The 26,530-nt window shown below is 70.8% G+C and carries 22 protein-coding genes; 12 read left to right on the forward strand and 10 right to left on the reverse strand.

The window, feature by feature from the left end; genetic code table 11:
* Nucleotides 1-38 precede the first annotated feature (38 nt).
* Nucleotides 39-1,460, reverse strand: coding sequence for a Fe-S cluster assembly protein SufB (sufB, locus tag ACIBK3_RS00945; protein WP_030677270.1), 1,422 nt, complete (start codon nt 1,458-1,460; stop codon nt 39-41).
* The gene (locus tag ACIBK3_RS00950; RefSeq protein WP_399360515.1) at nt 1,457-2,233 is read right to left on the reverse strand and encodes a helix-turn-helix transcriptional regulator; all 777 of its coding nucleotides are present in this window, start codon (nt 2,231-2,233) and stop codon (nt 1,457-1,459) included. Before ACIBK3_RS00950 ends, sufB begins: the two co-directional genes overlap by 4 nt.
* Before the next feature lie 161 nt (nt 2,234-2,394).
* Here ACIBK3_RS00950 and ACIBK3_RS00955 point away from each other — a divergent pair, with 161 nt between their 5' ends.
* From ACIBK3_RS00955 to ACIBK3_RS00970, 4 genes are all read left to right on the forward strand, one after another.
* A complete protein-coding gene (locus tag ACIBK3_RS00955) occupies nt 2,395-3,195 on the forward strand; it encodes an aminoglycoside N(3)-acetyltransferase (protein ID WP_399360517.1) in 801 nt (266 codons plus the stop codon).
* Nucleotides 3,196-3,284: 89 nt separating this feature from the next.
* On the forward strand, nt 3,285-4,208 hold the full coding sequence (locus tag ACIBK3_RS00960) for an ABC transporter ATP-binding protein (RefSeq protein ID WP_399360519.1): 924 nt from the start codon (nt 3,285-3,287) through the stop codon (nt 4,206-4,208).
* On the forward strand, nt 4,205-4,981 hold the full coding sequence (locus tag ACIBK3_RS00965) for an ABC transporter permease (protein WP_399360521.1): 777 nt from the start codon (nt 4,205-4,207) through the stop codon (nt 4,979-4,981). Before ACIBK3_RS00960 ends, ACIBK3_RS00965 begins: the two co-directional genes overlap by 4 nt.
* 146 nt (nt 4,982-5,127) lie before the next feature.
* Nucleotides 5,128-6,135: a heme A synthase gene (locus ACIBK3_RS00970; protein WP_399360523.1), complete on the forward strand. Its 1,008-nt coding sequence runs from the start codon at nt 5,128-5,130 to the stop codon at nt 6,133-6,135.
* Between the two features lie 36 nt (nt 6,136-6,171).
* On the opposite strand, the gene ACIBK3_RS00975 is transcribed toward ACIBK3_RS00970, so the two are convergent.
* From ACIBK3_RS00975 to ACIBK3_RS00985, 3 genes are all read right to left on the reverse strand, one after another.
* Nucleotides 6,172-7,278, reverse strand: coding sequence for an amidohydrolase family protein (locus tag ACIBK3_RS00975; RefSeq protein WP_399360525.1), 1,107 nt, complete (start codon nt 7,276-7,278; stop codon nt 6,172-6,174).
* A gap of 81 nt (nt 7,279-7,359) precedes the next feature.
* A complete protein-coding gene (locus ACIBK3_RS00980) occupies nt 7,360-7,716 on the reverse strand; it encodes a hypothetical protein (protein ID WP_399360527.1) in 357 nt (118 codons plus the stop codon).
* A gap of 91 nt (nt 7,717-7,807) precedes the next feature.
* The gene (locus ACIBK3_RS00985; protein ID WP_399360529.1) at nt 7,808-8,761 is read right to left on the reverse strand and encodes a heme o synthase; all 954 of its coding nucleotides are present in this window, start codon (nt 8,759-8,761) and stop codon (nt 7,808-7,810) included.
* 369 nt (nt 8,762-9,130) lie between these two features.
* On the opposite strand from ACIBK3_RS00985, the gene tkt reads away from it, so the two are divergent.
* Genes tkt through pgl form a run of 5 tightly spaced genes read left to right on the forward strand, consistent with a single transcriptional unit; the run spans nt 9,131 to nt 15,823 of the window.
* Nucleotides 9,131-11,218, forward strand: coding sequence for a transketolase (gene tkt, locus ACIBK3_RS00990; RefSeq protein ID WP_399360531.1), 2,088 nt, complete (start codon nt 9,131-9,133; stop codon nt 11,216-11,218).
* A 34-nt stretch (nt 11,219-11,252) separates the two neighbouring features.
* The gene (gene tal / locus ACIBK3_RS00995; RefSeq protein WP_399360533.1) at nt 11,253-12,371 is read left to right on the forward strand and encodes a transaldolase; all 1,119 of its coding nucleotides are present in this window, start codon (nt 11,253-11,255) and stop codon (nt 12,369-12,371) included.
* A gap of 13 nt (nt 12,372-12,384) precedes the next feature.
* Nucleotides 12,385-13,914 carry a glucose-6-phosphate dehydrogenase gene (zwf, locus tag ACIBK3_RS01000; protein ID WP_399362030.1) on the forward strand — a complete coding sequence of 510 codons (1,530 nt, stop codon included), beginning with the start codon at nt 12,385-12,387 and terminating at the stop codon, nt 13,912-13,914.
* A complete protein-coding gene (opcA, locus tag ACIBK3_RS01005) occupies nt 13,911-15,044 on the forward strand; it encodes a glucose-6-phosphate dehydrogenase assembly protein OpcA (protein ID WP_399360535.1) in 1,134 nt (377 codons plus the stop codon). The genes zwf and opcA overlap by 4 nt, the downstream gene beginning before the upstream one ends.
* Nucleotides 15,041-15,823: a 6-phosphogluconolactonase gene (pgl, locus tag ACIBK3_RS01010; RefSeq protein ID WP_399360537.1), complete on the forward strand. Its 783-nt coding sequence runs from the start codon at nt 15,041-15,043 to the stop codon at nt 15,821-15,823. The genes opcA and pgl overlap by 4 nt, the downstream gene beginning before the upstream one ends.
* A gap of 58 nt (nt 15,824-15,881) precedes the next feature.
* Here the strand turns inward: pgl and ACIBK3_RS01015 are convergent, their stop codons facing one another.
* The 5 genes from ACIBK3_RS01015 to ACIBK3_RS01035 all read right to left on the reverse strand — a co-directional run bounded on the left by ACIBK3_RS01015 (nt 15,882) and on the right by ACIBK3_RS01035 (nt 22,499).
* Nucleotides 15,882-16,721, reverse strand: coding sequence for a carbohydrate ABC transporter permease (locus ACIBK3_RS01015; protein ID WP_399360539.1), 840 nt, complete (start codon nt 16,719-16,721; stop codon nt 15,882-15,884).
* Nucleotides 16,718-18,079 (reverse strand): ABC transporter permease subunit, encoded by a 1,362-nt coding sequence (locus ACIBK3_RS01020; RefSeq protein ID WP_399360541.1) that lies wholly within the window; start codon nt 18,077-18,079, stop codon nt 16,718-16,720. The genes ACIBK3_RS01015 and ACIBK3_RS01020 overlap by 4 nt, the downstream gene beginning before the upstream one ends.
* A 6-nt stretch (nt 18,080-18,085) precedes the next feature.
* Nucleotides 18,086-19,411, reverse strand: a complete 1,326-nt coding sequence (locus ACIBK3_RS01025; protein ID WP_399360543.1) for an ABC transporter substrate-binding protein — start codon at nt 19,409-19,411, stop codon at nt 18,086-18,088.
* A gap of 40 nt (nt 19,412-19,451) precedes the next feature.
* Complete coding sequence (locus ACIBK3_RS01030) at nt 19,452-21,089, reverse strand: glycoside hydrolase family 13 protein (protein ID WP_399360545.1); 1,638 nt, start codon at nt 21,087-21,089, stop codon at nt 19,452-19,454.
* 138 nt (nt 21,090-21,227) lie between these two features.
* On the reverse strand, nt 21,228-22,499 hold the full coding sequence (locus tag ACIBK3_RS01035) for an ABC transporter substrate-binding protein (RefSeq protein WP_399360547.1): 1,272 nt from the start codon (nt 22,497-22,499) through the stop codon (nt 21,228-21,230).
* A gap of 122 nt (nt 22,500-22,621) precedes the next feature.
* Here ACIBK3_RS01035 and ACIBK3_RS01040 point away from each other — a divergent pair, with 122 nt between their 5' ends.
* The 3 genes from ACIBK3_RS01040 to ACIBK3_RS01050 are packed head-to-tail and all read left to right on the forward strand — an operon-like array spanning nt 22,622 to nt 26,228.
* Complete coding sequence (locus tag ACIBK3_RS01040) at nt 22,622-23,146, forward strand: PadR family transcriptional regulator (protein ID WP_399360549.1); 525 nt, start codon at nt 22,622-22,624, stop codon at nt 23,144-23,146.
* Nucleotides 23,143-23,892 (forward strand): ABC transporter ATP-binding protein, encoded by a 750-nt coding sequence (locus tag ACIBK3_RS01045; RefSeq protein ID WP_399360551.1) that lies wholly within the window; start codon nt 23,143-23,145, stop codon nt 23,890-23,892. Before ACIBK3_RS01040 ends, ACIBK3_RS01045 begins: the two co-directional genes overlap by 4 nt.
* A gap of 53 nt (nt 23,893-23,945) precedes the next feature.
* Entirely contained in the window at nt 23,946-26,228 is a 2,283-nt protein-coding gene (locus tag ACIBK3_RS01050; protein ID WP_399360553.1) for an ABC transporter permease, read from the forward strand.
* The last annotated feature ends 302 nt before the right edge of the window (nt 26,229-26,530 follow it).

The following is a 26,530-nucleotide window of genomic DNA, read 5'->3' on the forward strand; positions in this document are numbered from 1 at the left end:
TTCTTACGTGAGTGACTTGATGGGACGGCGGCAGGGGCTTAGCCGACCGCGCCTTCCATCTGGAGCTCGATCAGCCGGTTGAGTTCCAGCGCGTACTCCATGGGCAGCTCCTTCGCGATGGGCTCGACGAAGCCGCGCACGATCATGGCCATCGCCTCGAACTCGCTCAGACCACGGCTCATCAGGTAGAAGAGCTGGTCCTCGGAGACCTTGGAGACGGTCGCCTCGTGGCCCATGGACACGTCGTCCTCGCGGACGTCCACGTAGGGGTACGTGTCGGAGCGGGAGATGGTGTCGACGAGCAGCGCGTCGCACAGCACGTTGGACTTGGAGCCGTGGGCGCCCTCGCCGATCTCGACGAGACCGCGGTAGGACGTACGGCCGCCACCACGCGCCACGGACTTCGACACGATGTTGGAGGACGTGTTCGGCGCCATGTGGACCATTTTGGAGCCGGCGTCCTGGTGCTGGCCCTCGCCCGCGAAGGCGATGGAGAGGGTCTCGCCCTTGGCGTGCTCTCCCATCAGGTAGACGGCCGGGTACTTCATCGTCACCTTGGAGCCGATGTTGCCGTCGATCCACTCCATGGTCGCGCCCTCGTACGCCACGGCGCGCTTGGTGACCAGGTTGTAGACGTTGTTCGACCAGTTCTGGATGGTCGTGTAACGGCAGCGGGCGTTCTTCTTGACGATGATCTCGACCACGGCGCTGTGCAGCGAGTCCGACTTGTAGATCGGGGCCGTACAACCCTCGACGTAGTGCACGTAGGCACCCTCGTCGACGATGATCAGGGTCCGCTCGAACTGGCCCATGTTCTCCGTGTTGATACGGAAGTAGGCCTGCAGCGGGATCTCGACGTGCACGCCCTTCGGCACGTAGATGAAGGAGCCGCCGGACCACACCGCGGTGTTCAGCGACGCGAACTTGTTGTCACCGACCGGGATGACGGTCCCGAAGTACTCCTTGAAGAGCTCCGGGTGCTCCTTCAGCGCGGTGTCGGTGTCCAGGAAGATGACGCCCTGCTCCTCCAGGTCCTCGCGGATCTGGTGGTAGACGACCTCGGACTCGTACTGGGCCGCGACACCGGCGACGAGGCGCTGCTTCTCAGCCTCGGGGATGCCGAGCTTGTCGTACGTGTTCTTGATGTCCTCGGGCAGGTCCTCCCAGGACTCCGCCTGCTTCTCCGTGGAGCGCACGAAGTACTTGATGTTGTCGAAGTCGATGCCCGACAGGTCCGAGCCCCAGTTCGGCATGGGCTTCTTCTCGAAGAGGCGCAGGCCCTTGAGGCGGAGCTTGGTCATCCACTCCGGCTCGTTCTTCTTCGCCGAGATGTCGCGGACGACGTCCTCGTTGATGCCGCGCTTGGCAGAGGCGCCGGCCGTGTCGGAGTCGGCCCAGCCGTACTCGTACTTGCCCAGGCCCTCGAGCTCGGGGTGGGCAGTCTCCGTGGGGAGAGTCATGCGGGGTTCCTCCCGGCCGTGCTTGCAGATGCGTTGCTTGCAGATGCGTTGTGGTCGTGCTGGTGCGGCTTGGAAATCTTGGGGATGAACGTCGTGCAGACGCCGTCGCCGTGCGCGATGGTCGCCAGTCGCTGGACGTGCGTGCCGAGCAGCTGGGAGAAGATCTCGGTCTCCGCCTCGCAGAGCTGCGGGAACTTTTCCGCGACGTGGGCCACCGGGCAGTGGTGCTGGCACAGCTGCTCGCCGACCGGTGCGCTGCGCGCCGTAGCAGCGTACCCGTCCGCACTCAGGGCCCTGGCCAGGGCTTCGGTGCGGTCCTCGGGGGCGGCGGCCTCGATCGCCCTGCGGTAGGCGGCGGCCTGCTCGGCGATCCTGGCGCGGGCGAAGGCGACGACCGCCTCGTCCCCGCCGAAACGCTCCTGGATCCAGCGCAGGGCGTCCGCGGCGAGCTGGTCGTAGGACTGGTCGAAGGCGTCCCGGCCGCAGTCGGTCAGCGCGAAGACCTTCGCGGGGCGACCGCGGCCGCGCGTGCCGTAGACCCGCTGCTCGCGTGCCTCCACGACGTCGTCGGCGACCAGTGCGTCCAGATGCCGGCGTACGGCCGCCGGGGTGAGCCCCAGGCGTCCGGCCAGCTCGGTCACGGTCGACGGCCCGTGGTCCAGGATGGACCGCGCGACCCGGTTGCGCGTCGAGCGATCCGAGCGCATACCGGCCGCGAGCTCCTCCTGAGGGGCCCCCATGGGGGTCTCCCGAGCCTCGTCGACGTTTTTCACAACGCCATTGTTGCGTAATTCCTCTGAGGCAGGCAAGCCGCGCCCTGACCGGCGGATGGTGCCCTGCATCACTTAGGTAAACCTAATCCGACCTGCGGGAACGATCACCGGCCGAACAAACCGGTGGCGCCGCCGGGCCTCGTCGGGGACACTCCCGAACCATGTCCACACCCCCTCCGACCGGCCCCCTTGTCACTCGGGCCGCTCTCGCCGAGCAGCTGCGAGAGCTCGGTGTCCGGCCCGGCGACATCCTGCTGGTGCACACCTCCCTGAGCTCCCTCGGATGGGTGAGCGGAGGAGCCGTCGCGGTGGTCCGGGCCCTGCTCGACGCGCTCGGCCGGCAGGGCACGCTGGTGGTCCCCACCCAGACCGGCGGCCTCTCCGACCCGGCCGTGTGGAGAAACCCTCCGGTGCCCGAGGAGTGGTGGGAGACGCTCCGGGCCACGATGCCCGCGTACGACCCCCTCGTCTCGCCCACTCTCGGCGTGGGCGTGCTCCCGGAGACCGTACGGACCTGGCCGGGCGCCCTGCGCAGCGCGCATCCGCAGACCTCGTTCGCGGCCGTCGGTCCGCGCGCGGCTCAGATCGTCGAGGGGCACGCGCCGGACTGCCGGCTGGGTGAGCGCAGCCCGCTGGCCCGGCTGGAGGAGCTCGGCGCCCGGGTGCTGCTGCTCGGCGCCGGTTACGACGCCTGCACCAGCTTCCACCTCGCCGAGTACCGCATACCGTCGCCGCTGGTGAAGGTGGGCCGGCCGGGCCCGGCGGGCTGGGAGGTGGTCACCGAGGTGTCGATCAGCTCGGACCGGTTCGACGAGCTGGGCCACGACTTCGAGCGGGACGTGCCCGTCGTCGTACGGGGGAAGGTGGGCGGGGCCGACGTACGGCTGTTCCCGGTGGCGGACGCGGTGGCGTACGCGCAGCGGTGGCTGGCGCTGCACCGGTCACGTCAGGACGAGATCTGAGGGTCCGGCCCCGCCCGGCGTGAGCGGCGGGGGTGAGATCCCGTACCCGCCGGTCTGGGCCGCCGTCGGCGAACCTAGACTCTGGACCCATGCGAAGTGAGCCCGTGGTCCAGATCCAGGCCCTGGTGAAGCGGTACGGCCGAAAGACCGCGGTGGACGGCCTCGACCTGGTGGCCCGGGCGGGTGTGACCGCCGTCCTCGGTCCCAACGGGGCGGGCAAGACGACCACGGTCGAGACCTGCGAGGGGTACCGCGAGCCCGACTCGGGCACGGTGCGCGTCCTGGGCCTCGACCCCGCGCGACAGGCCCGCGAACTGCACCCCAGGATCGGCGTGATGCTGCAGTCCGGGGGCGTGTACTCGGGCGCGCGAGCCGACGAGATGCTCCGGCACGTGGCCACACTGCATGCCCATCCGCTCGACGTGCCCGCGCTCATCGAGCGGCTCGGACTGGGCAGTTGCGGCCGGACCACGTACCGACGGCTGTCCGGTGGCCAGCAGCAGCGGCTCGCGCTCGCCATGGCGGTCGTCGGCCGCCCGGAGCTGGTGTTCCTGGACGAGCCGACCGCGGGCCTGGACCCGCAGGCCCGCCGCGCCACCTGGGACCTGATCCGCGACCTGCGCGCGGACGGAGTCTCGGTGATCCTCACCACTCACTACATGGACGAGGCCGAGCAGCTGGCCGACGACGTCGCGATCATCGACGCGGGCCGGGTCATAGCCCAGGGCACCCCCGAGGAGCTGTGCCGAGGCGGCGCCGAGAACACGCTCCGCTTCTCCGGCCGCCCGGGACTGGACGTGGGCTCCCTGCTCAAGGCGCTGCCCGCCGACTGCACGGCCGCGGAGCTGACCCCGGGCTCGTACCGGGTCGGCGGCAAGGTCGACCCGCAGCTGCTCGCGACGGTCACCTCCTGGTGCGCGCAGCACGGGGTGATGCCGGAGAAGATCTCGGTGGAACGGCACACACTCGAAGACGTCTTTTTGGAGCTGACCGGCAAGGAGTTGCGCTCATGACCGCCGCAGCCACGGGTACGTACGCCCCGAAGCCGGGTGCGGCGCCGCTGTCCCGCATGATCCGGGCGCAGGCGGCGCTGGAGACGAAGATGCTGCTGCGCAACGGTGAGCAGCTGCTGCTGACGGTCGTGATCCCGACGCTGCTGCTGCTCCTGTTCAGCTCGGTGGACATCGTGGACACGGGCGCCGGCGAGGCGGTGGACTTCCTCGCCCCCGGCGTCCTGGCGCTCGCCGTGATGTCCACGGCGTTCACCGGCCAGGCCATCGCGACGGGCTTCGAGCGCCGCTACGGCGTGCTGAAGCGGCTCGCCTCCTCTCCGTTGCCCCGCTGGGGCCTGATGACCGCGAAGACGCTCTCCGTGCTGGTCACCGAGGTCCTCCAGGTGATCCTGCTGACGGCGATCGCCTTCGCCCTGGGCTGGTCCCCGCACGGCAACCCCCTGGCCGTCCTGCTCCTGCTGGTGCTGGGCACGGCCGCGTTCTCCGGGCTCGGCCTGCTGATGGCGGGCACCCTGAAGGCGGAGGCGACCCTGGCCGCCGCCAACCTGGTGTTCCTGCTGCTGCTCGTGGGCGGCGGTGTGATCGTGCCGCTGGACAAGTTCCCGTCCGGCGCCCAGGACGTCCTCGCCCTGCTGCCGATCTCGGCCCTGTCGGACGGTCTGCGCGACGTACTCCAGCACGGTGCCGGCATGCCCTGGGGCGACCTGGGAATTCTGGCCGGCTGGGCGGTCGTGGGGCTGGCGGTCGCCGGGCGGTTCTTCCGCTGGGAGTAGGCGGAGCAGGCCGGCGACGGATCCTCGGGAGGACAGCCCTTCCGCTGCCGGCAGGTCTCCGACGGGACCCCCTGACGAGGGCCCTTCCGCTGCCGGCAGACCGCCGACGGACCCTCGTGAAAGCGTGCACAAGCGGGCCCCCTACGATGGAACGCGTGCCAAACGTGACCCGCGCCGACGCCGTAGCGGCCGTCCGCAACCCCCTCGCCTTCATCGCCGAACGCTGGACCCCGACTCCTCGGACGGTTCAGCGGGCGGCCCTCGCCGCGCTCGTGATGGCGGTGGTCATCGTGGTCACCGGCGGTGCGGTCCGGCTCACCGGGTCCGGGCTGGGCTGCCCGACCTGGCCCAAGTGCACCGACACCTCGCTGACCACCACCAGCGCGATGGGCTTCCACGGTGCCATCGAGTTCGGCAACCGCATGCTGACGTACGTGCTGTGCGCCGCGGTCGGCTGGGCGATCATCGCCGCACGTTCCCAGAAGCCCTACCGGCGCAGCCTGACCCGGCTGGGCTGGGCCCAGTTCTGGGTCGTGATGAGCAACGCGATCCTCGGCGGCATCGTGGTCCTGGTGGGCCTCAACCCGTACACGGTCGCGGCGCACTTCGTGGCCACGTCGGCCTTGATCACGATCGCCGCGGTGATGTGGCAGCGCACCCGGGAGAGCGACGGGCCGTCCCGTCCGCTGGTCGGCGCGGCCGTGCGGCAACTGGTGTGGTGCCTGCTCGCTGCGTCCGCGCTGCTGATCCTGGTGGGCACGGTGGTCACCGGCGCGGGACCGCACGCGGGCGACTCCAGCGAGGTCGAACGGATGCCGATCGACTGGGAGACCGTGGCGAAGGCGCACGCGGTGCTGGCCTGGATCGTGGTGTCCCTGACGTTCGCCCTGTGGTTCGTCCTCAAGGCGGTCGACTCCCCCAAGGCCCCTCTGGACCGCACCCGCGACCTCTTCCTGATCCTGCTCGCCCAGGGCGTCATCGGCTACGTCCAGTACTTCACGGAGCTTCCCGAGGCCCTGGTCGGCCTGCACATGCTCGGCTCGGCCCTGGTGTGGATCGCGGTCCTGCGCGTGCTGCTGGCCCTGCGGGAGCGGCCGGGGCCTCAGGCGGACATCCCGGGCCCGTCGAGCGAGGCGACGCTGACCCGGGCGTGAGTCCCCAGGGCCCTCGGAGCCGCTCCCAGCCGTAGGTCACGTCAGCCCGTACACCCGCCGAGCGTTCCCCGCCGCGATCAGCCCCGCCACCCGTTGGGCGTCCGCCAGGGACCACGCGCCCTCGGCGACCCACGTCCCGAGGACCCTGGACAGGGCCTCCCGGAACAGTCGCGCCCCCACGACATGCAGTTCGGGCAGGCCCTGGGCGCCGCTGGAGAAGAGGATCTTGCCGAAGGGGGCCAGCTCCAGGATCTCCGCGAGGACGGTCGCGGCCCGGGCGCCCGTGCGCACCAGGGCGGCGCCCGAGTCGGCGTACACGTGCGGGAAGACCCCGGCGAGATGGGCGGCCTGCCGGTGGTACGGGTAGCTGTGCAGCAGGACGAGGTCGGTGCCCAGGCCGGCCGTGGCCCGCACGAAGTCGGTCAGCAGGACGGGGTCGGCGCGGTCGATGCGCAGGCCTGGCTCGCCGAGCCCGGCGTGCAGTTGGAGGGGCCGGCCGGAGGCGACCGCGATCCACAGCAGGTGTCGCAGCAGCACCGGGTCGCTCAGCTCCCCGCCCACCCGGCGCCCGGCGAGCCAGCGCCCCGCCGCGCCCCGTACCTCCCCCGGCCCCGGCGGTTCCGGAGCGAGCGCCAGCCCGTGCCGTACGCCCGCCGCGGAGGAGAAGGCGACCGCGTCGGCGGCGGCCCCGTGCACCGACTCGGCGAGGTTGGCGAGGAAGGACTCGACCGTGCCGGAGGTGTCGGCCACCTGTTCGGCGAGAAGCTCCAGCCGTACGATCTCGCGGGCCTCGGCGCCCGCCGCGGAGGCCATCTCGCCGGGCCCGGTGAGGTCGCCGGGCAGCCCGGCGTCCACCAGATACGTCGTGATGCCGCTGCCGCGCAGCAGACGGCGGCCCGACTCCAGTACGCCGAGTTCACGGCGCCGGGCGAGATAACGGGCGGGCGCACAGTGCGGTTCCAGGCCGAGCAGCGGGGGGCACCAGCGGCGTACCGCGAAGCCGGTCTGGGTGTCGAAGAGCGTCGTGCCCGGCGCGGGCGGGCCCTCGGTGCGGGCCAGCTGGGCCTCGAAGGTGCCGAGGCCCAGCTCCGTTCTCAGTACGCCGTGGCAGTACTGGTCCACGAGGGACGGCGTTTCGATCATCCGGGCTCCCCGTGACTGGACCACGTCCCAGGACCGTGTTCTCCTACGGTCCCCCACGGGGCCTAACGGGTGAACCCGGCGTCAGGTGTTGCTCGGACCGCCCACCTGGATTCCGGCCATGCGCGTCCATTCGTACGGGCCTGTCCTCACCTTGGCCGCGAACTCCCCGTCGAACGCCTCGTGCACGGTGATCCCGGCCTTCTCGACGGCCTTCTCGGCGATGTCGTACGACGGGGCCACCAGGTCGCCCCAGCCGCCGTCCTCGCCGACGAGCACGATCCGCGCGCCGCGCTGTCCGAGGTAGGCCACCTGGCCCTCGGCGCCGCCGTGTGCCCTGGAGAAGGCGCCGATCTGCTTGGCCAGCCGGGCCACCCTGCGCGCGGCCCGTGCGGCCTGCTTGGCGTCGGTGCCCTCGTCAACCTGCTGCGTGTCTGCCATGGCCAGATGCTACCGACGGGTAGAGCGAACGGCGACGGGCGGGGTGCGTGGCCTTGACCACGCACCCCGCCCGTCGTACGTCACACCGGCGTCAGCGGAGGAAGGGATCCACCGCGACCGCCACGAACAGGAGCGAGACGTAGGTGATCGACCAGTGGAACAGCCGCATCTCCTTGAGCTTCGCGCCGGTCACCTCGGCCTTGGCCCGGTTCTGCAGACCGTGCGCCTCCCACAGCCAGAAGCCGCCGGCCAGCAGCGCGACCGTCGTGTAGAACCAGCCGGTGTAGCCCAGCGGGGTCAGCAGCAGCGACACCGCGACCATCACCCAGCTGTAGAGCACGATCTGCCGGGCGACCACCTTGTTGGAGGCGACGACCGGCAGCATCGGCACGCCCACGCGCGCGTAGTCCTCCCTGACCTTCATGGACAACGGCCAGTAGTGCGGCGGCGTCCAGAAGAACATGACGAGGAAGAGGATGACCGGCGCCCACGACATGGAGTTGGTGACGGACGACCAGCCGATGAGGACGGGCAGGCATCCGGCGATACCGCCCCACACGATGTTCTGCGAGGTGCGGCGCTTGAGGATCATCGTGTAGACGACCACGTAGAAGAGGAGCGCGCCGAGCGACAGCCAGGCCGACAGCCAGTTGACGGCCAGGCCGAACAGCAGCGTCGAGACGACCGCGAGGGAGATACCGAAGACCAGGCACTCGCGCGGGCTGACCATGCCGGTGACCAGCGGACGCTGCGAGGTGCGGTCCATCAGCGCGTCGATGTCGCGGTCGATGTACATGTTCAGCGCGTTGGCGCCGCCCGCGGAGAGGTAGCCGCCGACACAGGTGAGCAGGACCAGCTCGAGGTCGGGCACACCCTGCTGTGCCAGGAACATCACCGGGACGGTGGTGATCAGCAGCAGTTCGATGATCCGAGGCTTGGTCAGAGCTACGAACGCCTTGACACGGGCCCCGAACGGCCGGTGGCTCTGGCTCTGGCTCGCACCGAGCACCCCCGCTGGACGGGATTCGACGGCCGTCACGCACACCCCTACAGAGACATCCCAGCGAGCCCAGCCGTGTGAAGTCCCGGTAAAGCTCGCGCGTACCACGCCACTGTAGACGTTGCCCATACCCCGACATTCGCGGGGGTGGGGTCGTGTTGGTCAGCGCGCTGGGAAGAGCCCCACGGCACTCGATTGAGCACTCCGATGAGCGGCTCCGTATTCACCTGCCGAATGGGGAACGGGCCAGTCGGCAGGCGGATCCCGATGAGTCCCGGCAGTCTGGAATGACTCGAAAAAACGCATGTACGGACGGGGGTAGGCTCGACATCGGCCGGGGCGCCCAGTGCACCGGCATTGGACATGCGTGACGTTTCGACATGCGTGACATGTGGAGAGGAGCCCTGACCCAGGGTGAGCACCAAGCCGACCACCACAGACCTCGAGTGGACCGAGCTGGACCAGCGGGCCGTGGACACCGCCCGCGTCCTGGCCGCCGATGCCGTACAGAAGGTCGGCAACGGCCATCCCGGTACGGCGATGAGCCTGGCGCCTGCCGCATACACCCTCTTCCAGAAGGTGATGCGCCACGACCCCGCGGACCCCGACTGGGTCGGCCGCGACCGCTTCGTGCTGTCCGCGGGCCACTCGTCCCTGACCCTCTACACCCAGCTGTACCTGGCCGGTTTCGGTCTTGAGCTGGACGACCTGAAGGCGTTCCGGACGTGGGGTTCGAAGACCCCGGGTCACCCGGAGTACGGCCACACCACCGGCGTGGAGACCACCACCGGTCCGCTGGGCCAGGGTGTCGCCAACGCGGTGGGCATGGCGATGGCCGCCCGTTACGAGCGCGGCCTGTTCGACCCGGACGCCCCCGCCGGCGAGTCCCCCTTCGACCACTTCGTCTTCGCGATCGCCGGTGACGGCTGTCTCCAGGAGGGCATCTCCGCGGAGGCGTCCTCGCTGGCCGGCCATCAGAAGCTCGGCAACCTCGTCCTGCTGTGGGACGACAACCACATCTCCATCGAGGGCGACACGGAGACGGCCGTCTCCGAGGACACCGTCAAGCGGTACGAGGCGTACGGCTGGCACGTCCAGCGCGTGGCCCCGAAGCCGGACGGCGACCTCGACCCGCACGCCCTCTACAACGCGATCGAGGCGGCGAAGGCGGTCACCGACCGGCCGTCGTTCATCGCGATGCGCTCGATCATCGCCTGGCCGGCGCCGAACGCCCAGAACACCGAGGCCGCGCACGGCTCGGCGCTGGGCGACGACGAGGTCGCGGCCACCAAGCGCGTCCTCGGCTTCGACCCGGCCAAGACCTTCGAGGTCGCCGACGAGGTCCTCGCGCACACCCGGGCGCTGGGTGAGCGGGGCCGGCAGGCCAAGGCGGAGTGGGAGAAGTCGTTCCAGGAGTGGCGCAGCAACAAGCCGGAGCGCGCGGCCGAGTTCGACCGTGTCGCCGCCGGTGAACTGCCCACCGGCTGGGAGGAGAAGATCCCGGTCTTCGAGGCGGGCAAGGGCGTCGCCACGCGTGCCGCGTCCGGCAAGGTGCTGCAGGCGCTGGGCGCGGTCGTCCCGGAGCTGTGGGGCGGCTCGGCCGACCTGGCCGGCTCGAACAACACCACCATCGACAAGACGAGTTCGTTCCTGCCGGCGGACAACCCGCTGCCGGAGGCGAGCCCGTACGGCCGCACGATCCACTTCGGCATCCGCGAGCACTCCATGGCCGCGGAGATGAACGGCATCGCCCTGCACGGCAACACCCGTATCTACGGCGGCACGTTCCTGGTGTTCTCCGACTACATGCGCAACGCCGTGCGCCTGTCGGCCCTGATGCACCTGCCGGTGACGTACGTGTGGACGCACGACTCCATCGGCCTGGGCGAGGACGGCCCGACCCACCAGCCCGTCGAGCACCTGGCCTCGCTGCGCGCCATCCCGGGTCTGAACGTGGTCCGCCCGGCCGACGCCAACGAGACCGCGATCGCCTGGCGCGAGATCCTCAAGCGCTACACCAAGGTCTTCGGCAAGGGCGCCCCGCACGGTCTGGTGCTGACCCGCCAGGGCGTGCCGACGTACGAGCCCGACGAGAACGCGGCGAAGGGCGGTTACGTCCTGTTCGAGGCCTCCGCCGGGACTCCCGAGGTGATCCTGATCGCCACCGGTTCCGAGGTGCACGTCGCCGCTCAGGCGCGCGAGCAGCTCGAAGCCGACGGCGTGCCGACCCGAGTCGTGTCCATGCCGTCCGTGGAGTGGTTCGAGGAGCAGGACCAGGGGTACCGGGACAGCGTCCTGCCGCCGGCGGTGAAGGCACGCGTCGCGGTCGAGGCCGGTATCGGTCTCACCTGGCACAAGTACGTGGGCGACTGCGGTCGCATCGTTTCCCTGGAGCACTTCGGGGCTTCGGCCGACGGCAAGGTGCTCTTCCGCGAGTTCGGCTTCACTGCCGAGAACGTGGCTGCCAAGGCCCGGGAATCCATCGCCGCCGCCCAGCGCTGACGCTCATATACGACACGTAGGAGATGCAATTTCCATGACAGACGCACTCAAGCGCCTCTCCGAGGAAGGCGTGGCGATCTGGCTGGACGACCTGTCGCGCAAGCGGATCACGTCCGGCAACCTCGCCGAGCTGATCGACCAGCAGCACGTCGTGGGCGTCACCACGAACCCGTCCATCTTCCAGAAGGCGATCTCCGAAGGCGACGGCTACGACCTGCAGGTCTCCGACCTCGCCTTCCGCAAGGTCACCGTCGAAGAGGCGATCCGCATGATCACGACGGCGGACGTCCGTGACGCCGCCGACATCCTGCGCCCGGTCTTCGACGCCACCGGCGGCCAGGACGGCCGCGTGTCGATCGAGGTCGACCCGCGCCTGGCCCACAACACCAAGGCGACGGTCGCCGAGGCCAAGCAGCTCGCCTGGCTGGTGGACCGCCCCAACACCCTCATCAAGATCCCGGCCACCCGCGCCGGCATCCCGGCGATCACCGAGGTCATCGGCCTCGGCATCAGCGTCAACGTCACGCTGATCTTCTCGCTGGAGCGCTACCGCGAGGTCATGGACGCGTTCCTCGCGGGCCTGGAGAAGGCCAAGGAGCGCGGCCTGGACCTGTCGAAGATCCACTCCGTGGCGTCCTTCTTCGTGTCCCGCGTGGACACCGAGATCGACAAGCGGATCGACGCGCTCGGCACCGACGAGGCCAAGGCCGCCCGCGGCAAGGCCGGCGTCGCCAACGCGCGCCTGGCGTACCAGGCGTACGAGGAGGTCTTCTCCTCGGGCCGCTGGGACACGCTGGAGAGCGCCGGCGCCAACAAGCAGCGTCCGCTGTGGGCGTCGACCGGCGTCAAGGACCCGGCGTACAAGAAGACCATGTACGTCGAGGAACTGGTCGCGCCCAACACGGTGAACACCATGCCGGAGGCGACCCTGTTCGCCACCGAGGAGCAGGGCGAGATCCGCGGCGACGCCGTCTCGGGTACCTACGAGCAGGCGCGCGCCGACATCGACGCGCTCGAGAAGCTCGGGATCTCGTACGACGAGGTGGTCGAGCTCCTGGAGAAGGAGGGCGTCGAGAAGTTCGAGGCGTCCTGGAACGACCTGCTCAAGTCGACCGAGGCGGAGCTTCAGCGTCTCGCCCCCTCGGAGGGCTGATCCCTTGGCGCCTATCTCCGGTTCCGGAGCGAACCCGCTCCGTGACCCCGCCGACCGACGGCTCCCGCGTATCGCGGGGCCGTCGGGCCTGGTCATCTTCGGCGTCACGGGCGATTTGTCACGAAAGAAGCTCATGCCCGCCGTGTACGACCTCGCGAACCGGGGTCTGCTGCCGCCGGGCTTCTCGCTGGTCGGTTTCGCCCGGCGGGAGTGGCAGAACGAGGACTTCGCGCAGGAGGTCCACGACGCCGTCAAGGAGCACGCGCGGACGCCGTTCCGTGAGGAGGTCTGGCAGCAGCTCATCCAGGGGATGCGCTTCGTCCAGGGCACCTTCGACGACGACGACGCGTTCGAGCGGCTGCGCGGCACCATCGAGGAACTGGACAAGGCGCAGGGCACGGGCGGCAACTTCGCCTTCTACCTGTCCGTGCCGCCGTCCGCCTTCCCGGTGGTCATCCAGCAGCTCAAGAAGCACGGCCTGGCCGACCAGTCGGGCGGCTCCTGGCGGCGCGCGGTCATCGAGAAGCCCTTCGGCCACGACCTGAAGTCGGCCGAGGAGCTCAACACGACGGTCGAGGAGGTCTTCGCCCCCGACCAGGTCTTCCGCATCGACCACTACCTCGGCAAGGAGACCGTCCAGAACATCCTGGCGCTCCGCTTCGCCAACACGATGTTCGAGCCGATCTGGAACCGGTCCTTCGTGGACCACGTGCAGATCACCATGGCCGAGGACATCGGCATCGGCGGCCGCGCCGGGTACTACGACGGCATCGGCGCCGCCCGTGACGTCATCCAGAACCACCTGCTCCAGCTGATGGCGCTGACCGCCATGGAGGAGCCGTCCTCGTTCGACGCGGACGCGCTCGCCGCCGAGAAGACCAAGGTGCTCGGCGCGGTGAGACTGCCGAAGGACCTCGGCGCGGACACCGTCCGCGGGCAGTACGCGGCAGGCTGGCAGGGCGGCGAGAAGGTCATCGGCTACCTCGAAGAGGACGGCATCGACCGCAGGTCGAAGACCGACACGTACGCCGCGATCAAGGTGGAGATCGACAACCGCCGCTGGGCGGGCGTTCCCTTCTACCTGCGCACCGGCAAGCGGCTGGGCCGACGGGTCACCGAGATCGCGGTCGTCTTCCAGCGGGCCCCGCACTCCCCCTTCGACCACACGGCGACGGAGGAGCTCGGCAAGAACGCGATCGTCATCCGCGTCCAGCCCGACGAGGGTGTCACGGTCCGCTTCGGCTCCAAGGTGCCCGGCACCTCGATGGAGATCCGGGACGTCTCCATGGACTTCGCGTACGGCGAGTCGTTCACGGAGTCCAGCCCGGAGGCGTACGAGCGGCTCATCCTCGACGTGCTGCTCGGCGACTCGAACCTCTTCCCGCGCACGGAGGAGGTCGAGCTGTCCTGGAAGATCCTCGACCCGATCGAGGAGTACTGGGACAAGCACGGCACGCCCGCCCAGTACGCGTCGGGTACCTGGGGCCCCGTCGAGGCGGACGAGATGCTCGCACGAGACGGACGGAGCTGGCGCCGGCCATGAAGATAGACCTCACGGACACCACGGCCAGCAAGATCAACAAGGCGCTGGTGCAGGGCCGCCGGGCCATCGGCACACCGGCCGTCGGCATGGTGCTCACGCTGGTCATCGTCACGGACGAGGAGAACGCGTACGACGCCCTGAAGGCCGCCGACGACGCCTCGCACGAGCACCCCTCGCGCACGCTCGTGGTCGTCAAGCGCGTCTCGCGTTCGCCCCGCGACCGTACGCAGTCCCGGCTGGACGCCGAGGTGCGGGTCGGCGCGGACGCCGGCACCGGCGAGACGGTCGTCCTGCGGCTGTACGGCGATGTCGTCAGCCACGCCCAGTCGGTCGTCCTGCCGCTGCTGCTGCCGGACGCACCGGTGGTGGTCTGGTGGCCGGTCAACGCGCCGCTCGACCCGGCGAAGGACCCACTGGGCGCCCTCGCCCAGCGCCGGGTCACCGACACCTACGCCTCCGAGCAGCCGGTACGGGAACTCGGCGCCCGCGCCGACGCCTACACCCCCGGCGACACCGACCTGTCCTGGACCAGGATCACGCCCTGGCGTTCGATGCTGGCGGCGGCTCTGGACCAGGTGACCTGCCGGGTCGCGGCCGTCGAGGTGGAGGGCGAGGAGTTCAACCCGAGCTGCGAACTGCTGGCGATGTGGCTCGCGGACCGGCTGGACGTCCCGGTGAAGCGTTCGCTGTCGTCGGGCCCCGGCCTGACGGCGGTGCGCATGAACACCGACTGCGGCCCGATCGTCCTCGACCGCGCCGACGGCGCTCTCGCCACCCTCTCCATCCAGGGCCAGCCCGACCGCGCGGTGGCGCTCAAGCGCCGCGACACGGCCGAGCTGATCGCGGAGGAGCTGCGGCGGCTGGACCCGGACGACACGTACGCGTCCGCGCTGCGGTTCGGGGTGGAGCGGCTGAGCACCTCGGACGGGGCGCACCGGTCGAACGGGTCGCGGGGCAAGGGTGCCGAGGCGCCCGGTCCGGAGCGGACCGCCGACGCCGAGGAGCCGACGGCGCAAGCAGCCAAAGGAGAAGGGGCCGAAGCGGTCCCTACTCCCCTTGAAGCGGCTGCGAAAGCACCCGCGAAGGAAGCGGCGGCGCAGGCCCCGGTGAAGAAGGCGGCGGCGAAGTGAGCACTCCGCAGCTGGTCGTGCACCACGACAAGGAGCTGATGGCGCAGGCCGCCGCGGCCCGCCTGATCACGAAGGTCGTGGACGCGCAGGCCTCGCGCGGTGCGGCGTCCGTGGTCCTCACGGGCGGCCGCAACGGCAACGGTCTGCTCGCCGCTCTGGCCGCCGCGCCGGCCCGGGACGCCATCGACTGGGGCCGCCTCGACCTGTGGTGGGGCGACGAACGGTTCCTCCCCGAGGGCGACCCGGAGCGCAATGTCACGCAGGCTCGCGAGGCCCTGCTGGACTCGGTTCCGCTTGACCCGAAGCGCGTGCACGCCATGCCCGCGTCGGACGGCCCGTACGGCTCGGACGCGGACGCCGCGGCGGCGGGGTACGCCGAGGAGCTGGCCCGCGCCACCGGCCCGGAGAACCATGCTGCCGTCCCGACCTTCGACGTCCTGATGCTGGGCGTGGGCCCGGACACCCATGTGGCGTCCCTGTTCCCCGAGCTCCCGGCAGTCCGGGAGACCGAGCGCACGGTCGTCGGCGTCCACGGCGCCCCGAAGCCCCCGCCGACCCGTGTCACCCTCACCCTCCCGGCGATCCGCGCCGCCCGCGAGGTCTGGCTCCTGGCAGCCGGCGAGGACAAGGCCGAGGCCGTGGCGATCGGCCTCTCGGGCGCGGGCGAGATCCAGGCACCGGTGGCGGGCGCCCAGGGCAGACAGCGCACCCTGTGGCTGCTGGACTCCGCGGCGGCCTCGCAGCTGCCGCGGTCGCTGTATCCGCCGGCGTTGTCGTGAGCTGAGGGCGGCGGAGGCGTTGTCGTCTCCGCCGCCCTCAGCCGCGCGAGTCGGCGGCCTACTTCACCGACCCCGCCATCACCCCCTGCACGAAGTGCCGCTGGAAGGCGAAGAACACCGCCACCGGCACCACCAGGGACAGGAACGCCCCCGGCGCCAGCACGTCGATGTTGCTGCCGAACTGCCGTATCTGGGACTGGAGTTCCACGGTCAGCGGCTGGGCGGAGCCGTCCGCGAAGAGCAGGGCCACCAGCATGTCGTTCCACACCCACAGGAACTGGAAGATGGCGAGGCTCGCGATCGCCGGCCGGCCCACCGGCAGGACCAGCCGGGTGAAGATCCGCCACTCGCTGCCGCCGTCCATCCGGGCCGCCTCCAGCATCTCCTTCGGCATCTCGGCGAAGTAGTTCCGCAGCAGGAACACCGCGAACGGCAGCCCGTACGCCACGTGGAAGAGGACGACACCGGGGATCGTGCCGAACAGGCCCAGCCGGCCGAAGAGTTTGGCGACCGGGAGCAGTCCGATCTGCACCGGCACCACCAACAGCGCCACCACGACCAGGAAGACGTTCTCCCGCCCGGGGAAGTCCAGCCAGGCGAACGCGTATCCGGCGAGTGCCGCGAGAACCACGACCAGGACGGTCGTCGGCACCGATATCAGTACCGTGTTCCAGAACGCCCGGGTCATCCCGGAGTTCTTCAGCAGCGCGGAGTAGTTGTCGAAGGACAGCTGCCCGGGGCTGGCGAAGACGGTCCACCAGCCGCCTGTGGCGGTGTCCTCGGAGGACCGCAGCGAGGAGAGGAACAGACCTGCGAGCGGGGTCACCCAGACCAGGCCGATCACCACCAGGAAGGCCTGCACGGCACCGTTGCCCAGGCCGCGTCGCACCGCGTTCATCGCTGACTCCTTCGGAAACGGCGGAGGTTGAAGACCATGGCCGGGATCACCAGCAGCAGGAGCAGCACACCGAGCGCGCTGCCCAGACCCTGGTTGTTGCCGCCGCCGAACGACACCAGCCACATCTGTGTCGCGAGGACGGTCGCGTCCTCCTGTACCGGCCCGGGCGCGATGATGTAGACGAGGTCGAAGACCTTCATCACGTTGATCACCAGGGTCACGAAGACCACGGTGAGCACGGGTGCCAGCAGCGGCACCGTGATCCGCCGGAAGATCTGCCACTCGTTCGCCCCGTCCATCCGCGCCGCCTCCAGCGCGTCCCGGGGCAGCGCCGCGAGGCCGGCGCCGATCAGCACCATCGCGAAGCCGGTCCAGATCCACAGGTACGCCCCGATGATCGCCGGCGTGACGAGCGCGGGTCCGAGCCAGGAGACGCCTCCGTACGGCTGCGCGAAGTTCGAGGCGGGCAACCTCACCGTGTACGAGCCGGAGTCGAGGCCGGTGAAGCGGAAGGAGCCGTCGGAGGCCGTCGTCGTCCGCGCGACCGTCTTCCCGTCGCCGCCGACCGCCTCGACCTCGGCCTGAGGCAGCCCGCTCTCCCGCCGGTCGACCTTGCCCAGTTCCCCTCCCCCGCCAGGGGTGAAGTCCAGGTAGACCACCCCGCGCAGTTCGTCCGGCGCCGCCCTGCTTGCGGCGGCCGGGTACGCGGGCTCGGCCCCGGCGGGCAGCTCCTTCGGCGGGACGCCGACCAGGCCGAGCGTCACCGAGTCACCCGGGGAGACGGTCGCGGTCGTCCGGTACGAGCCGTCCGGCTCCCCCGTCAGTCCGTGGCCGTCGCGGGCCCGGGCCGTCGGGTACGGCGAGGTGCCCGTGAAGGCGTCGTGCACCGAGACGACGGCCGCGTTCAGCACGCCCTTGTCCGGGTCCTCGTCGTAGGCCAGCCGGAAGATGATGCCGGCGGCGAGGAAGGACACCGCCATCGGCATGAACAGCAGCAGCTTGAAGGCGGTCGCCCAGCGGACCTTCTCCACCAGCACGGCCAGGACCAGACCGAGTCCGGTCAGCAGGGCGGGCGCCACCACCACCCAGACGGCCGTGTTCCGGACGGCCGTGAGGGTCGCCGGGTCGCGGAACATCTCGGTGTAGTTCTCGCCGCCCACGAAGCGGGTGCCGGACGCGTCGAAGAAGCTGCGGCCGACGGAGAACAGGACCGGATAGACGACGAGCGCGCCGAGCAGCAGCAGGGCGGGGAACGCGAACAGGACGGCGATGATCCGTCCCCGCCGCCGCGTGCGCCGGGCACGGGCGGCGGGACCGACGGGCGCAGCGCCCGCCTCTTTCACAAGGGTCGCGGTCATGGCCGGTCAGCCCTTGTACGCCTTGGCGGCCGCGGCTTCCAGCTGCGCCGCGGTGCCCTTCGGGTCGGACGGGTCACGCAGGAAGTCCTGCAGCAGCTTCCACTCACCGGCGCCCTTGGTGCCGCCGAAGGCCGCCGGGGCCTGGTCGGACATGTCGAATCGGACCGAATCCCCGGCTTGGACAAGGGACTTGGCGGTGGCGCGCGTCACGTCGTCGCCGTACGAGGCGAGGTCGAGCTTCTTGTTCGGGGACAGGAAGCCGCCCGCCTGTGCCCACACGGCCGCGGCCTCGGGGGTGGCCAGGTACTCCAGGAGCCGCATGCCGGCCTTGGCGTTCTTGCCGTCCTTCAGCACCACGGCCGCGTCACCGCCGCTGACCACCGGGGCCTTGCCGCCGTCGACCGCGGGGAACGGGAAGAAGTTCGCGTCCTGGCCGATCGCCTTGCCGAACTGGTCCTTGGCGACACCCGCGACGAAGTCGCCCTCGTAGACCATGCCGGCCTCGGGCTTGGGCCCGAACACCTTCTCCACCGAGCCCGGGAAGTCGGTGTTGAGGGCCCCCTGCTGGCCGCCCGCCAGCAGTTGCTTGTCCTTGAAGAGTTTGCCGAGGGTCGTGAGCGCCTCGACCACCGAGGCGTCGGTCCACTTCAGCTTGTGGGCGGCGAGGGCGTCGTACTTCCCGGGTCCGGCCTGGGAGAGGTAGATGTTCTCGAACCAGTCGGTGAGGGTCCAGCCGTCCTGGCCGGCCACCGAGAAGGCGGCGAGACCGGAGTCGGAGACGGTGCGCCCGGCCTGCAGCATCGCGTCGTACGTGGCCGGCGGCTTGACCCCGGCCTGGTCGAGAGCGTCGGGGCTGTACCAGACCGTCGACTTGTGGGCGGCCTTGAAGTAGAGGCCGTAGAGGGTGCCGTCGACGCTGCCGTACTTCTTCCAGACCGGTGCGTAACCCGCGTCCACGGACTGCTCGGTGGCCTTCGACAGCGGCGTGAGCCAGTCCTGCTTCGCGAACTGCTGCAGGACTCCCACCTGCGGGACCATCACCACGTCGGGCGCGTTGCCGCCTTCGATCTTGCTGCCGACGACGGTGGAGACGTTGTCCCCGGTGGACACGAACTGCGTCTTGGCGCCGGTCTTCTCCCCGAACGCGTCCAGCACCTTCTGGAAGTTCTTCTGCTCGCTGCCGGACCAGACTCCGGCCACGGTGACCGTCTGACCGTCGAGGGCCTTGTCACCGCCGCCCGCCGAGACCGGGCCGCCGCCTCCGCAGGCGGTGACTCCGAGTCCCAGGGCGAGGGCGGTGCAGCTCGCGAGCAGGGTCGTACGTCGCATCATCGTTGATGTCCCTTCGAGGGGTGGGGAGTTGACGGGCGGATCAGAGATCGTTGATCCACCAGGCGGCCGTCGAACCGGGGAGCACCCCGGCCTGGCAGGGGCCGCTGGACAGCAGGGGGGTGCCGGGGACCGGCGCGGGCGTGGGCGCCGTACCGAAGTTGACGGCGCAGACGAAGTCGTCACCGTCCTCGCCGCGGGCGAAGCCGAGGACGCCCGGCGGGGTGTCCAGCCAGCGCAACGGGCCTTCGCCCAACTGGGGCAGTGCGCCACGTAGTTGGAGGCCGTCGCGGTACAGGTGCCAGAAGGAGCGGGTGTCGGCGAGGGCACGGTCGGTGGCGTACTCGGCGAAGTACTCGGGCTGCGGCAGCCAGGGCCTGGCGCTCTCGGCGCCGGAGGTGAAGCCGAACGGGGACGCCTGCCCGGACCACGGCAGCGGCACCCGGCAGCCGTCGCGGATGCGGGCCCGGCTGCCGGTGCGGTGGAAGATCGGGTCGGTGAGCACGTCGTCGGGCAGGTCGACGACCTCGGGCAGGCCCAGCTCCTCGCCCTGGTAGATGTATGCGGCTCCGGGCAGCGCCAGCATCAGCAGCGCGGCGGCGCGGGCGCGGGCGGCGCCGAGGCCGCTGCCCTCTGTCGCGGGTTCGCCGTAGCGGGTGACGGAGCGGACCTGGTCGTGGTTGTTCAGGACCCAGGTGACCGTGGAACCGGTGCCGGCGATGTCCTGCATGGCCTCGGAGATGACCTTGCGGAAGGCACCGGCGTCCCAGGGGGCGCTGAGCAGATCGAAGAAGAAGGCCTGGTGGAGCTCGTCCGGGCGGACGTACCGGGCGTGTTCGCGGGCGGTCGGGACCGAGACCTCTCCGACCAGGAGCCGCTCACGGCCGTCGCGCGACGCGTAGGCGTCGCAGACCGCACGCCAGTGCCGCCATACGTCGTGCACCTCGGGCTGGTTCCAGGCGAGCGGGTTGACCGAGTCGCGGGTGCGGGCGTCGGCCTCCGGGTCCGGGGAGTCGGGCAGGTCCGGGTGCTTGAAGAGACCGGCGGCCACGTCGATGCGGAAGCCGTCGACGCCCCGGTCGAGCCAGAAGCGGAGCGTCCGGTCGAACTCGTCGGCGACCTCGGGGTTGCGCCAGTTCCAGTCCGGCTGTTCGGGCGTGAACATGTGCAGGTACCACTGGCCGGGCCGGCCGTCCGCCTCGGTGACCCGGGTCCAGGCCGGGCCGCCGAACATGGCGTGCCAGTTGTTGGGCGGCTCACCGCCGTCCGGGCCGCGGCCGTCGGCGAAGTGGAAGCGGGCACGGGCCGCGCTGCCGGGTGTCGCGGCCAGCGCCTTACGGAACCACGGGTGTTCGCTGGAACAGTGGTTGGGGACGATGTCGAGCAGCACCTTGATCCCGAGCCGCCGGGCAGCCGCCATCAGCAGGCCGAACTCGGCGAGGTCACCGAAGGTCGGGTCGACGTCGCAGTAGTCGGCCACGTCGTAGCCGTGGTCGTGCTGCGGCGAGGGGTAGAAGGGGCTCAGCCAGATCCCGTCGACGCCGAGCTTCTTCAGGTACGGCAGTCCGGCTCTGACCCCGGCCAGATCGCCGATGCCGTCGCCGGTGCTGTCCAGGAAGCTGCGGACGTACACCTGGTAGATCACTGCGTCGCGCCACCAGCGGCGGTACTTGCTCGACATGCATGCATGTTAGGTAGGCGGGTCCTGGGGGTGTCAATGAATGGAACGGAAGCTACTACCCAGTTGCCTCGACAAAAGCACACCTAAAGGGGCATTCGGAAGGCAGATGAGATGTCGACGTTACTTAACAAGTAACTACTAGCGGTCGGACACAGCCGCTAGTTCTCCCGCCAGCCGCCGCACCGCCGCCGCCGGCGTCTCGCGCCCGGTCATCGCGTCGTGCACGACCGCCTGCACCACCAGGCTGACCTGGTCGTAGCGGGGGCTCTTCGGCCGCGGGGCGGCCCCGCGGATGCTCGCGCGCAGGGTCGGCAGGTACGGGAACTCCCGCACCAGTTCGGGATCTTCGTACAGCGCGGCGCGCACGGGCGGCAGCGCGCCCCGCGTGAGGACCTGGCGCTGGACGGACTCGCCGGTGAGGTACGCGATCAGACGCGCGGCCGAGTCGGGGTGCCGCGCGCGCGTGCTGACGGCCAGGTTGGAGCCGCCGAGGACGCTCCTGCCCGGCCCGTCGGGTCCGGGCAGTGGCACGGCGCCGATCTTCCCGGCGACCGGCGAACCCTTGGCCGACGCGACGACATAGGCGTACGGCCAGTTACGGAGGAAGAGCAGCCGTCCGTCCTGGAAAGCCTGCTTGGACTCCTCCTCCTTGTACGTCAGCGCCTGCTTCGGGATCCAGCCCTCGCGTACGCCCCGGGCGAGGAAGCCGATGCCCTGGCGAGCGGCGGCGGAGTTCACGGTGACCCGTTCGCCCTCGTCGCCGAGGATCGTGCCGCCCGCCGAGTAGACGGCCTCGGCGGCATTGACGGTGAGGCCCTCGTAGGGAAGGAACTGGCCGGCGTAGCCGTCGAGTCCGTACTTCGGGGCGATCGTCTTCGCGTCCCGCTCCAGTTCGGTCCAGGTGCGCGGCGGCCGGACGCCCTCCTTCGCCAGGATGTCCTTCCGGTACAGCAGCAGTCCCGCGTTGGTGACGTAGGGGACGGCGTACAGCTGTCCGTCGTAGGTCGCGGTGTCCACGACCGGCTTCAGGAAGGACTTCAGCGGGAAGCGGTCGCGCGGGAGCGGACGTATCCAGCCGGCGGCGGCGAACTCCGAGGTCCAGTTGACGTCGATGTTGAGGACGTCGAACCGGCTGCGGTCGCCGTCGCGCAGGTCTGTGGCCATCTGCGCGTGCGTCTCGTCGGCGGAGTCCGGGAGCTCGACGAGGGTGGCCCTCTCGTCGGGGTGGGTACGGTTCCAGCCCTCCAACAAGGGGCCGAGATAGCCGGTGAGGTCTCCCCCGGTGGCCACGGTGAGCGGCCCGCGGCCGCCCCCGGCCCCGTCCTCGGCGTGCGCGCCGGAGACGACGTACCCGGTCAGGACCACCGCGAGAACGAGAAGGCCCCTACCGGCGGCGTGTATCCACCGCATAGGTTCCTCCCTGTACACCTGGCGCCGGGCCCCTTCGCCCGGAGTCAGAGGCCATGTATACCTGTTAGGTATGCGCGATACTAGGGCCTGGAGCACATTACACAGACAGGAGGACTGCACGAGTGCGCCTGCCCCTCCTGGCTCTCCTCGCGCGCGGACCGGCCCACGGCTACGAGCTCAAGCAGGACCTTGAGCAACTGCTGGGGTCCGCGTACCCTCAGCCGAACGTCGGCCAGATCTACGTCACCCTCGGCCGCCTCGAGAAGACGGGACTGATCGAGGGCGAAGAGGTCGAGCAGTCGAGCCGGCCCAACAAGAAGATCTACCACCTCACCGATGCCGGGCGGGAAGAGCTGCGCGCCTGGTACGAGGAGACCGCCGACGAGCCGCGGGTGCGGGACGAGTTCTTCATGAAACTGGCCCTCGCACCGCAGACCGGTCTCGCCGACCGGATCGCCCTCATCAACAAACAGCGGCGCCAGTACCTCAACACCATGCGGACTCTGTCGAAACTGGCCGCCACCGAGAACCGGGACAACCGCGTCGCCCATCTGCTGATCGAGGGCGCGATGCTGCACCTGCAGGCCGACCTCGACTGGCTGGAGCGGTGTCAGGAAGAACTGGAAGAGCTGGAGGAGCCGGAGTGAGCGACCGTCCCGCTCCCGTGCTGCGCGCCGAGGGCCTGGTCAAGACGCACCACGGCGAGGGCACGCCGACCCATGCCGTGCGCGGGGTCGATCTGTCGGTACGGCAGGGTGAGTTCGTGGCGATCACCGGCCCGTCCGGAGCCGGCAAGTCGACACTGCTGCACCTGCTGGGCGGCCTGCAACGGCCGGACCGCGGGAGCCTGTGGCTGGACGGCGCGGGTACGGACGCGTGGAGCGAGGCCCGGTGGGCCGTGGAACGCCGCAAGCGCATCGGGTTCGTCTTCCAGTTCTTCAACCTGGTGTCCAACCTGCCCGTCGCCGACAACGTGGAGCTGCCGGCCCTGCTCGCCGGCGCCTCCCCCAGGCAGGCCCGCGCCGAACGGGAGGGACTGCTGGCCGAGCTGGGACTCGCGGGCAAGGAGCGGAGCATGCCCGGCGAGCTGTCCGGCGGTGAGCAGCAGCGGGTCGCGCTCGCCCGGGCCCTGGTCAACCATCCGCCACTGCTGCTGGCCGACGAGCCCGCGGGCAGCCTGGACAGCAGGGGAACCCGCGAGGTGATGCGGCTGCTGACCCGCTTCCACCAGCGCGGCCAGACCATCGTGCTGGTCACCCATGACGCCCGGCTGGCGAGCGCCGCGGACCGGGTGATCAGCTTCTATGACGGGCGGATCGCCGACGACGCGCACCTGGACGGCGCGCCGTCGCGCGGCACCGGCATATCCGGCGTGCTGGAGCTCAGGGACTGACATGCGGGTGTACGACGGCGCCGTCGCGTGGCGCGAGAGAAGAGGCTGAGCCCGTGCGAGCCACCTTGCGCTGGGCGCACTCCGATCTGCGCACGCACCGCGGCGAGGCGCTGTTCCTCGTGCTCGCCACCGCCGGCATCGTCGTCTCGCTGCTGCTGGCCACGGCGCTGTTCGGCTACGCCACCAACCCCTGGCAGCGGGTCTTCACCCAGGCTCGCGGCGCCCATGTCTGGCTGCACACCGGCCCGTCGGCGGACGCGCGCAAGCTGGCGGTGATGGACGGTGTGGAGTCGGTCTCCGGCCCCTACCCGACCGAGTCCGCCACCCTCGTCTCCCGGGGCGCCCGGGCCTCCGTCGAACTGCGCGGCACGCCCGGGCGGCCCCGCGTCGGCCGCCCGCTGGTCACCTCCGGTCACTGGCTGGAGCCCGGCACCCCCGACGGTGTCGTCCTGGAGAGCCGTCTCGCCCGCGCCCTGCTGGCCGAGCCGGGCGACACCCTCACCCTGCCGGGCACGGCCCGGAAACTGACCGTCCTGGGCATCGCCGACAGCGCCGAGCCGCGCTACCGGCCGGGCGAGCAGCCGGGGCTCGTCTGGACACTCCCGTCCGCCGTGCGCGACCCGGGCGGCCAGGTGACCGGGCTGCGCCTGACGGACCCCGACGACACGGACTACACCGTCCAGCGCGCCGTCACCGTCCTCGGCGCCGGGGCCGTCAGCGAGGTCTCCACCTGGCGGCAGGCGCGCGCCGAGGCCCAGGGCGACAACCGGCTGCTGGGGCAGGTGCTGGGCCTGTTCGGGCTCGGCGCGCTGGTCGCCGCCGGGCTCGCCGTGCACGGGGCGATCGCCACCCGGATCCGCGGCCACCTGCGGGACATCTCCGTCCTGAAGGCGATCGGGTTCACGCCGGGGCAGGTCGTCCGCGTCTTCCTGTTCCAGCACATCGCCTACGCCCTGCTCGGCGCCCTGGCCGCGGCGGCGCTCACCCAGGCGCTGGGCAGCCGCATTCCCGGACGCCTCGGGGACGCGGTCGGCGTGTGGCAGGGGCTGCCCGGGCACACGCCGGCGCTGTTCGCCCTCCCGGTGGCGGCGGTGCTGTTCATCGGCGCGACCACCGGTCTCGCGGCCTGGCAGGCGGGACGGGTACCGCCGGTCCCGGTGCCACGGCCCGCGGCGCCGGTCGGCGGGCGGCTCTCGGGTGTGGCGCGCCTGGCGCTCGGGCTGCGGCTGCCGCCCGCGCTGGTCCTCGGCTGCCACAAGGCGTTCACCCGGCGACCGCGGTCCCTGGCCACGGTGGCCCGGCTCGCGCTGCCGCTGCTGCTGATCGTGGTCGCGATGAGCGCCTGGACCACCATGGACCGCTTCCACAGCAGGCCCGAGCAGATCGGCGTCCCGGCCGCGCTCACCGTCCGCACGGACTCCGGTCTCGGCGAGGGGGACACCCGCGCCCTGCTGGAGCGCGACCCGCAGGTCGCCGCCGTCTACCCGGGCGTGGAGGTCGCGGCGCTGGTACCGGGCCAGACGGCCACCATCGCACTGCGCGGCCTCGGCACCCACCGGGAGCCGTACCCGTACGCCCTGGCGCAGGGCCGCCCGGCGCGCGGCCCCGACGAGGCGGTGGCCGGGCAGGGGCTGCTCGACCTGCTCGACGTGCGCGTGGGCGACTGGGTGCGGATGACGGTGGGCGACCAGCCGCAGATCCTGCACATCGTGGGCCGCAGTATCGAACCGGCGAACGCCGGCCGGGTCATCTCCACCTCTGTGGACACTCTCCGCGAGAACGACCCGGGTCTCGGCCCCGGCCTCTACCAGCTCCGGCTGCGCCCCGGCGCCGAGCCGCGGGAGGTCGCCGCGCGGCTGACCACCGCCGGGCGCGGTCACCTGGACGTGCACGCCGTGACGAACCCGGCCGAGGGGCTCTCGCCGCTGCGCGGTGTCGTGGTCGGACTGATCGCCGTCCTCGCCCTCATCGGACTGATCGAGCTGCTCACCGCGATCGGCGGAACCGTGCGCGAGGGCGAGCGGGATCTGCTGGCGCTCAAGGCCATCGGCCTGTCCCCGCGGCAGATCACCGCCGTCACCGTCACGTCCACCGGCTGCACAGTCCTGGCCGCCGTCGTCGTCGGTACGGCCCTGGGCGCGCCCCTGGCCCGCTGGCTGATCAACGCCCAGGGAAGGTCGAGCGGCATCGGTGCCGGGATCGCCCAGGGGCCGTCTCCGGCTCTGCTGGCCCTGTTCGGCGCGGCCGCGGTGCTGGGCGCGACCGTCCTCACCGCACTGCCGGCGTCCCGCGCGGCCCGGCGCCGACTCGCGGACACCCTGAGCGTGGTGGCCTAGGGGCTCTCTCTTGGCTCCGCGTCGACTCCCGCCTCCGCCTTCCAGGCGCACGCACCAGACCCCGCTCGACTCGGCCAAGAAACACTGCGCCTCACAGCCCGGCTGAACCGAACGACAGCACCTGGTGGACGCGATGGCGCAGCGCCCGCGACCGGGCGGTGGAACTCCGCCCTGGCGCGCCCCCGCACGCTCGCCCAACAGGCCCAGCAGCAACGATCTGATTCCTCCGTGGATACCCCCGCCTTCAGGCAGGGAAGGAAACGGACTCCTGCGAAGCAGGGCATGGGGCTGCGATTCGCCGC

It is taken from the genome of Streptomyces sp. NPDC050287, from assembly GCF_044459385.1.
In the GTDB taxonomy this organism is placed as follows: domain Bacteria; phylum Actinomycetota; class Actinomycetes; order Streptomycetales; family Streptomycetaceae; genus Streptomyces.

Coding starts and splice junctions, on each gene's coding strand:
- sufB (WP_030677270.1), bottom strand. CDS start 1,460: ATGACTCTCCCCACGGAGACTGCCCACCCCGAGCTCGAGGGCCTGGGC.
- ACIBK3_RS00955 (WP_399360517.1), top strand. CDS start 2,395: ATGTCCACACCCCCTCCGACCGGCCCCCTTGTCACTCGGGCCGCTCTC.
- ACIBK3_RS00960 (WP_399360519.1), top strand. CDS start 3,285: ATGCGAAGTGAGCCCGTGGTCCAGATCCAGGCCCTGGTGAAGCGGTAC.
- ACIBK3_RS00965 (WP_399360521.1), top strand. CDS start 4,205: ATGACCGCCGCAGCCACGGGTACGTACGCCCCGAAGCCGGGTGCGGCG.
- ACIBK3_RS00970 (WP_399360523.1), top strand. CDS start 5,128: ATGGAACGCGTGCCAAACGTGACCCGCGCCGACGCCGTAGCGGCCGTC.
- ACIBK3_RS00975 (WP_399360525.1), bottom strand. CDS start 7,278: ATGATCGAAACGCCGTCCCTCGTGGACCAGTACTGCCACGGCGTACTG.
- ACIBK3_RS00980 (WP_399360527.1), bottom strand. CDS start 7,716: ATGGCAGACACGCAGCAGGTTGACGAGGGCACCGACGCCAAGCAGGCC.
- tal (WP_399360533.1), top strand. CDS start 11,253: ATGACAGACGCACTCAAGCGCCTCTCCGAGGAAGGCGTGGCGATCTGG.
- opcA (WP_399360535.1), top strand. CDS start 13,911: ATGAAGATAGACCTCACGGACACCACGGCCAGCAAGATCAACAAGGCG.
- ACIBK3_RS01015 (WP_399360539.1), bottom strand. CDS start 16,721: ATGAACGCGGTGCGACGCGGCCTGGGCAACGGTGCCGTGCAGGCCTTC.
- ACIBK3_RS01020 (WP_399360541.1), bottom strand. CDS start 18,079: ATGACCGCGACCCTTGTGAAAGAGGCGGGCGCTGCGCCCGTCGGTCCC.
- ACIBK3_RS01025 (WP_399360543.1), bottom strand. CDS start 19,411: ATGATGCGACGTACGACCCTGCTCGCGAGCTGCACCGCCCTCGCCCTG.
- ACIBK3_RS01030 (WP_399360545.1), bottom strand. CDS start 21,089: ATGTCGAGCAAGTACCGCCGCTGGTGGCGCGACGCAGTGATCTACCAG.
- ACIBK3_RS01035 (WP_399360547.1), bottom strand. CDS start 22,499: ATGCGGTGGATACACGCCGCCGGTAGGGGCCTTCTCGTTCTCGCGGTG.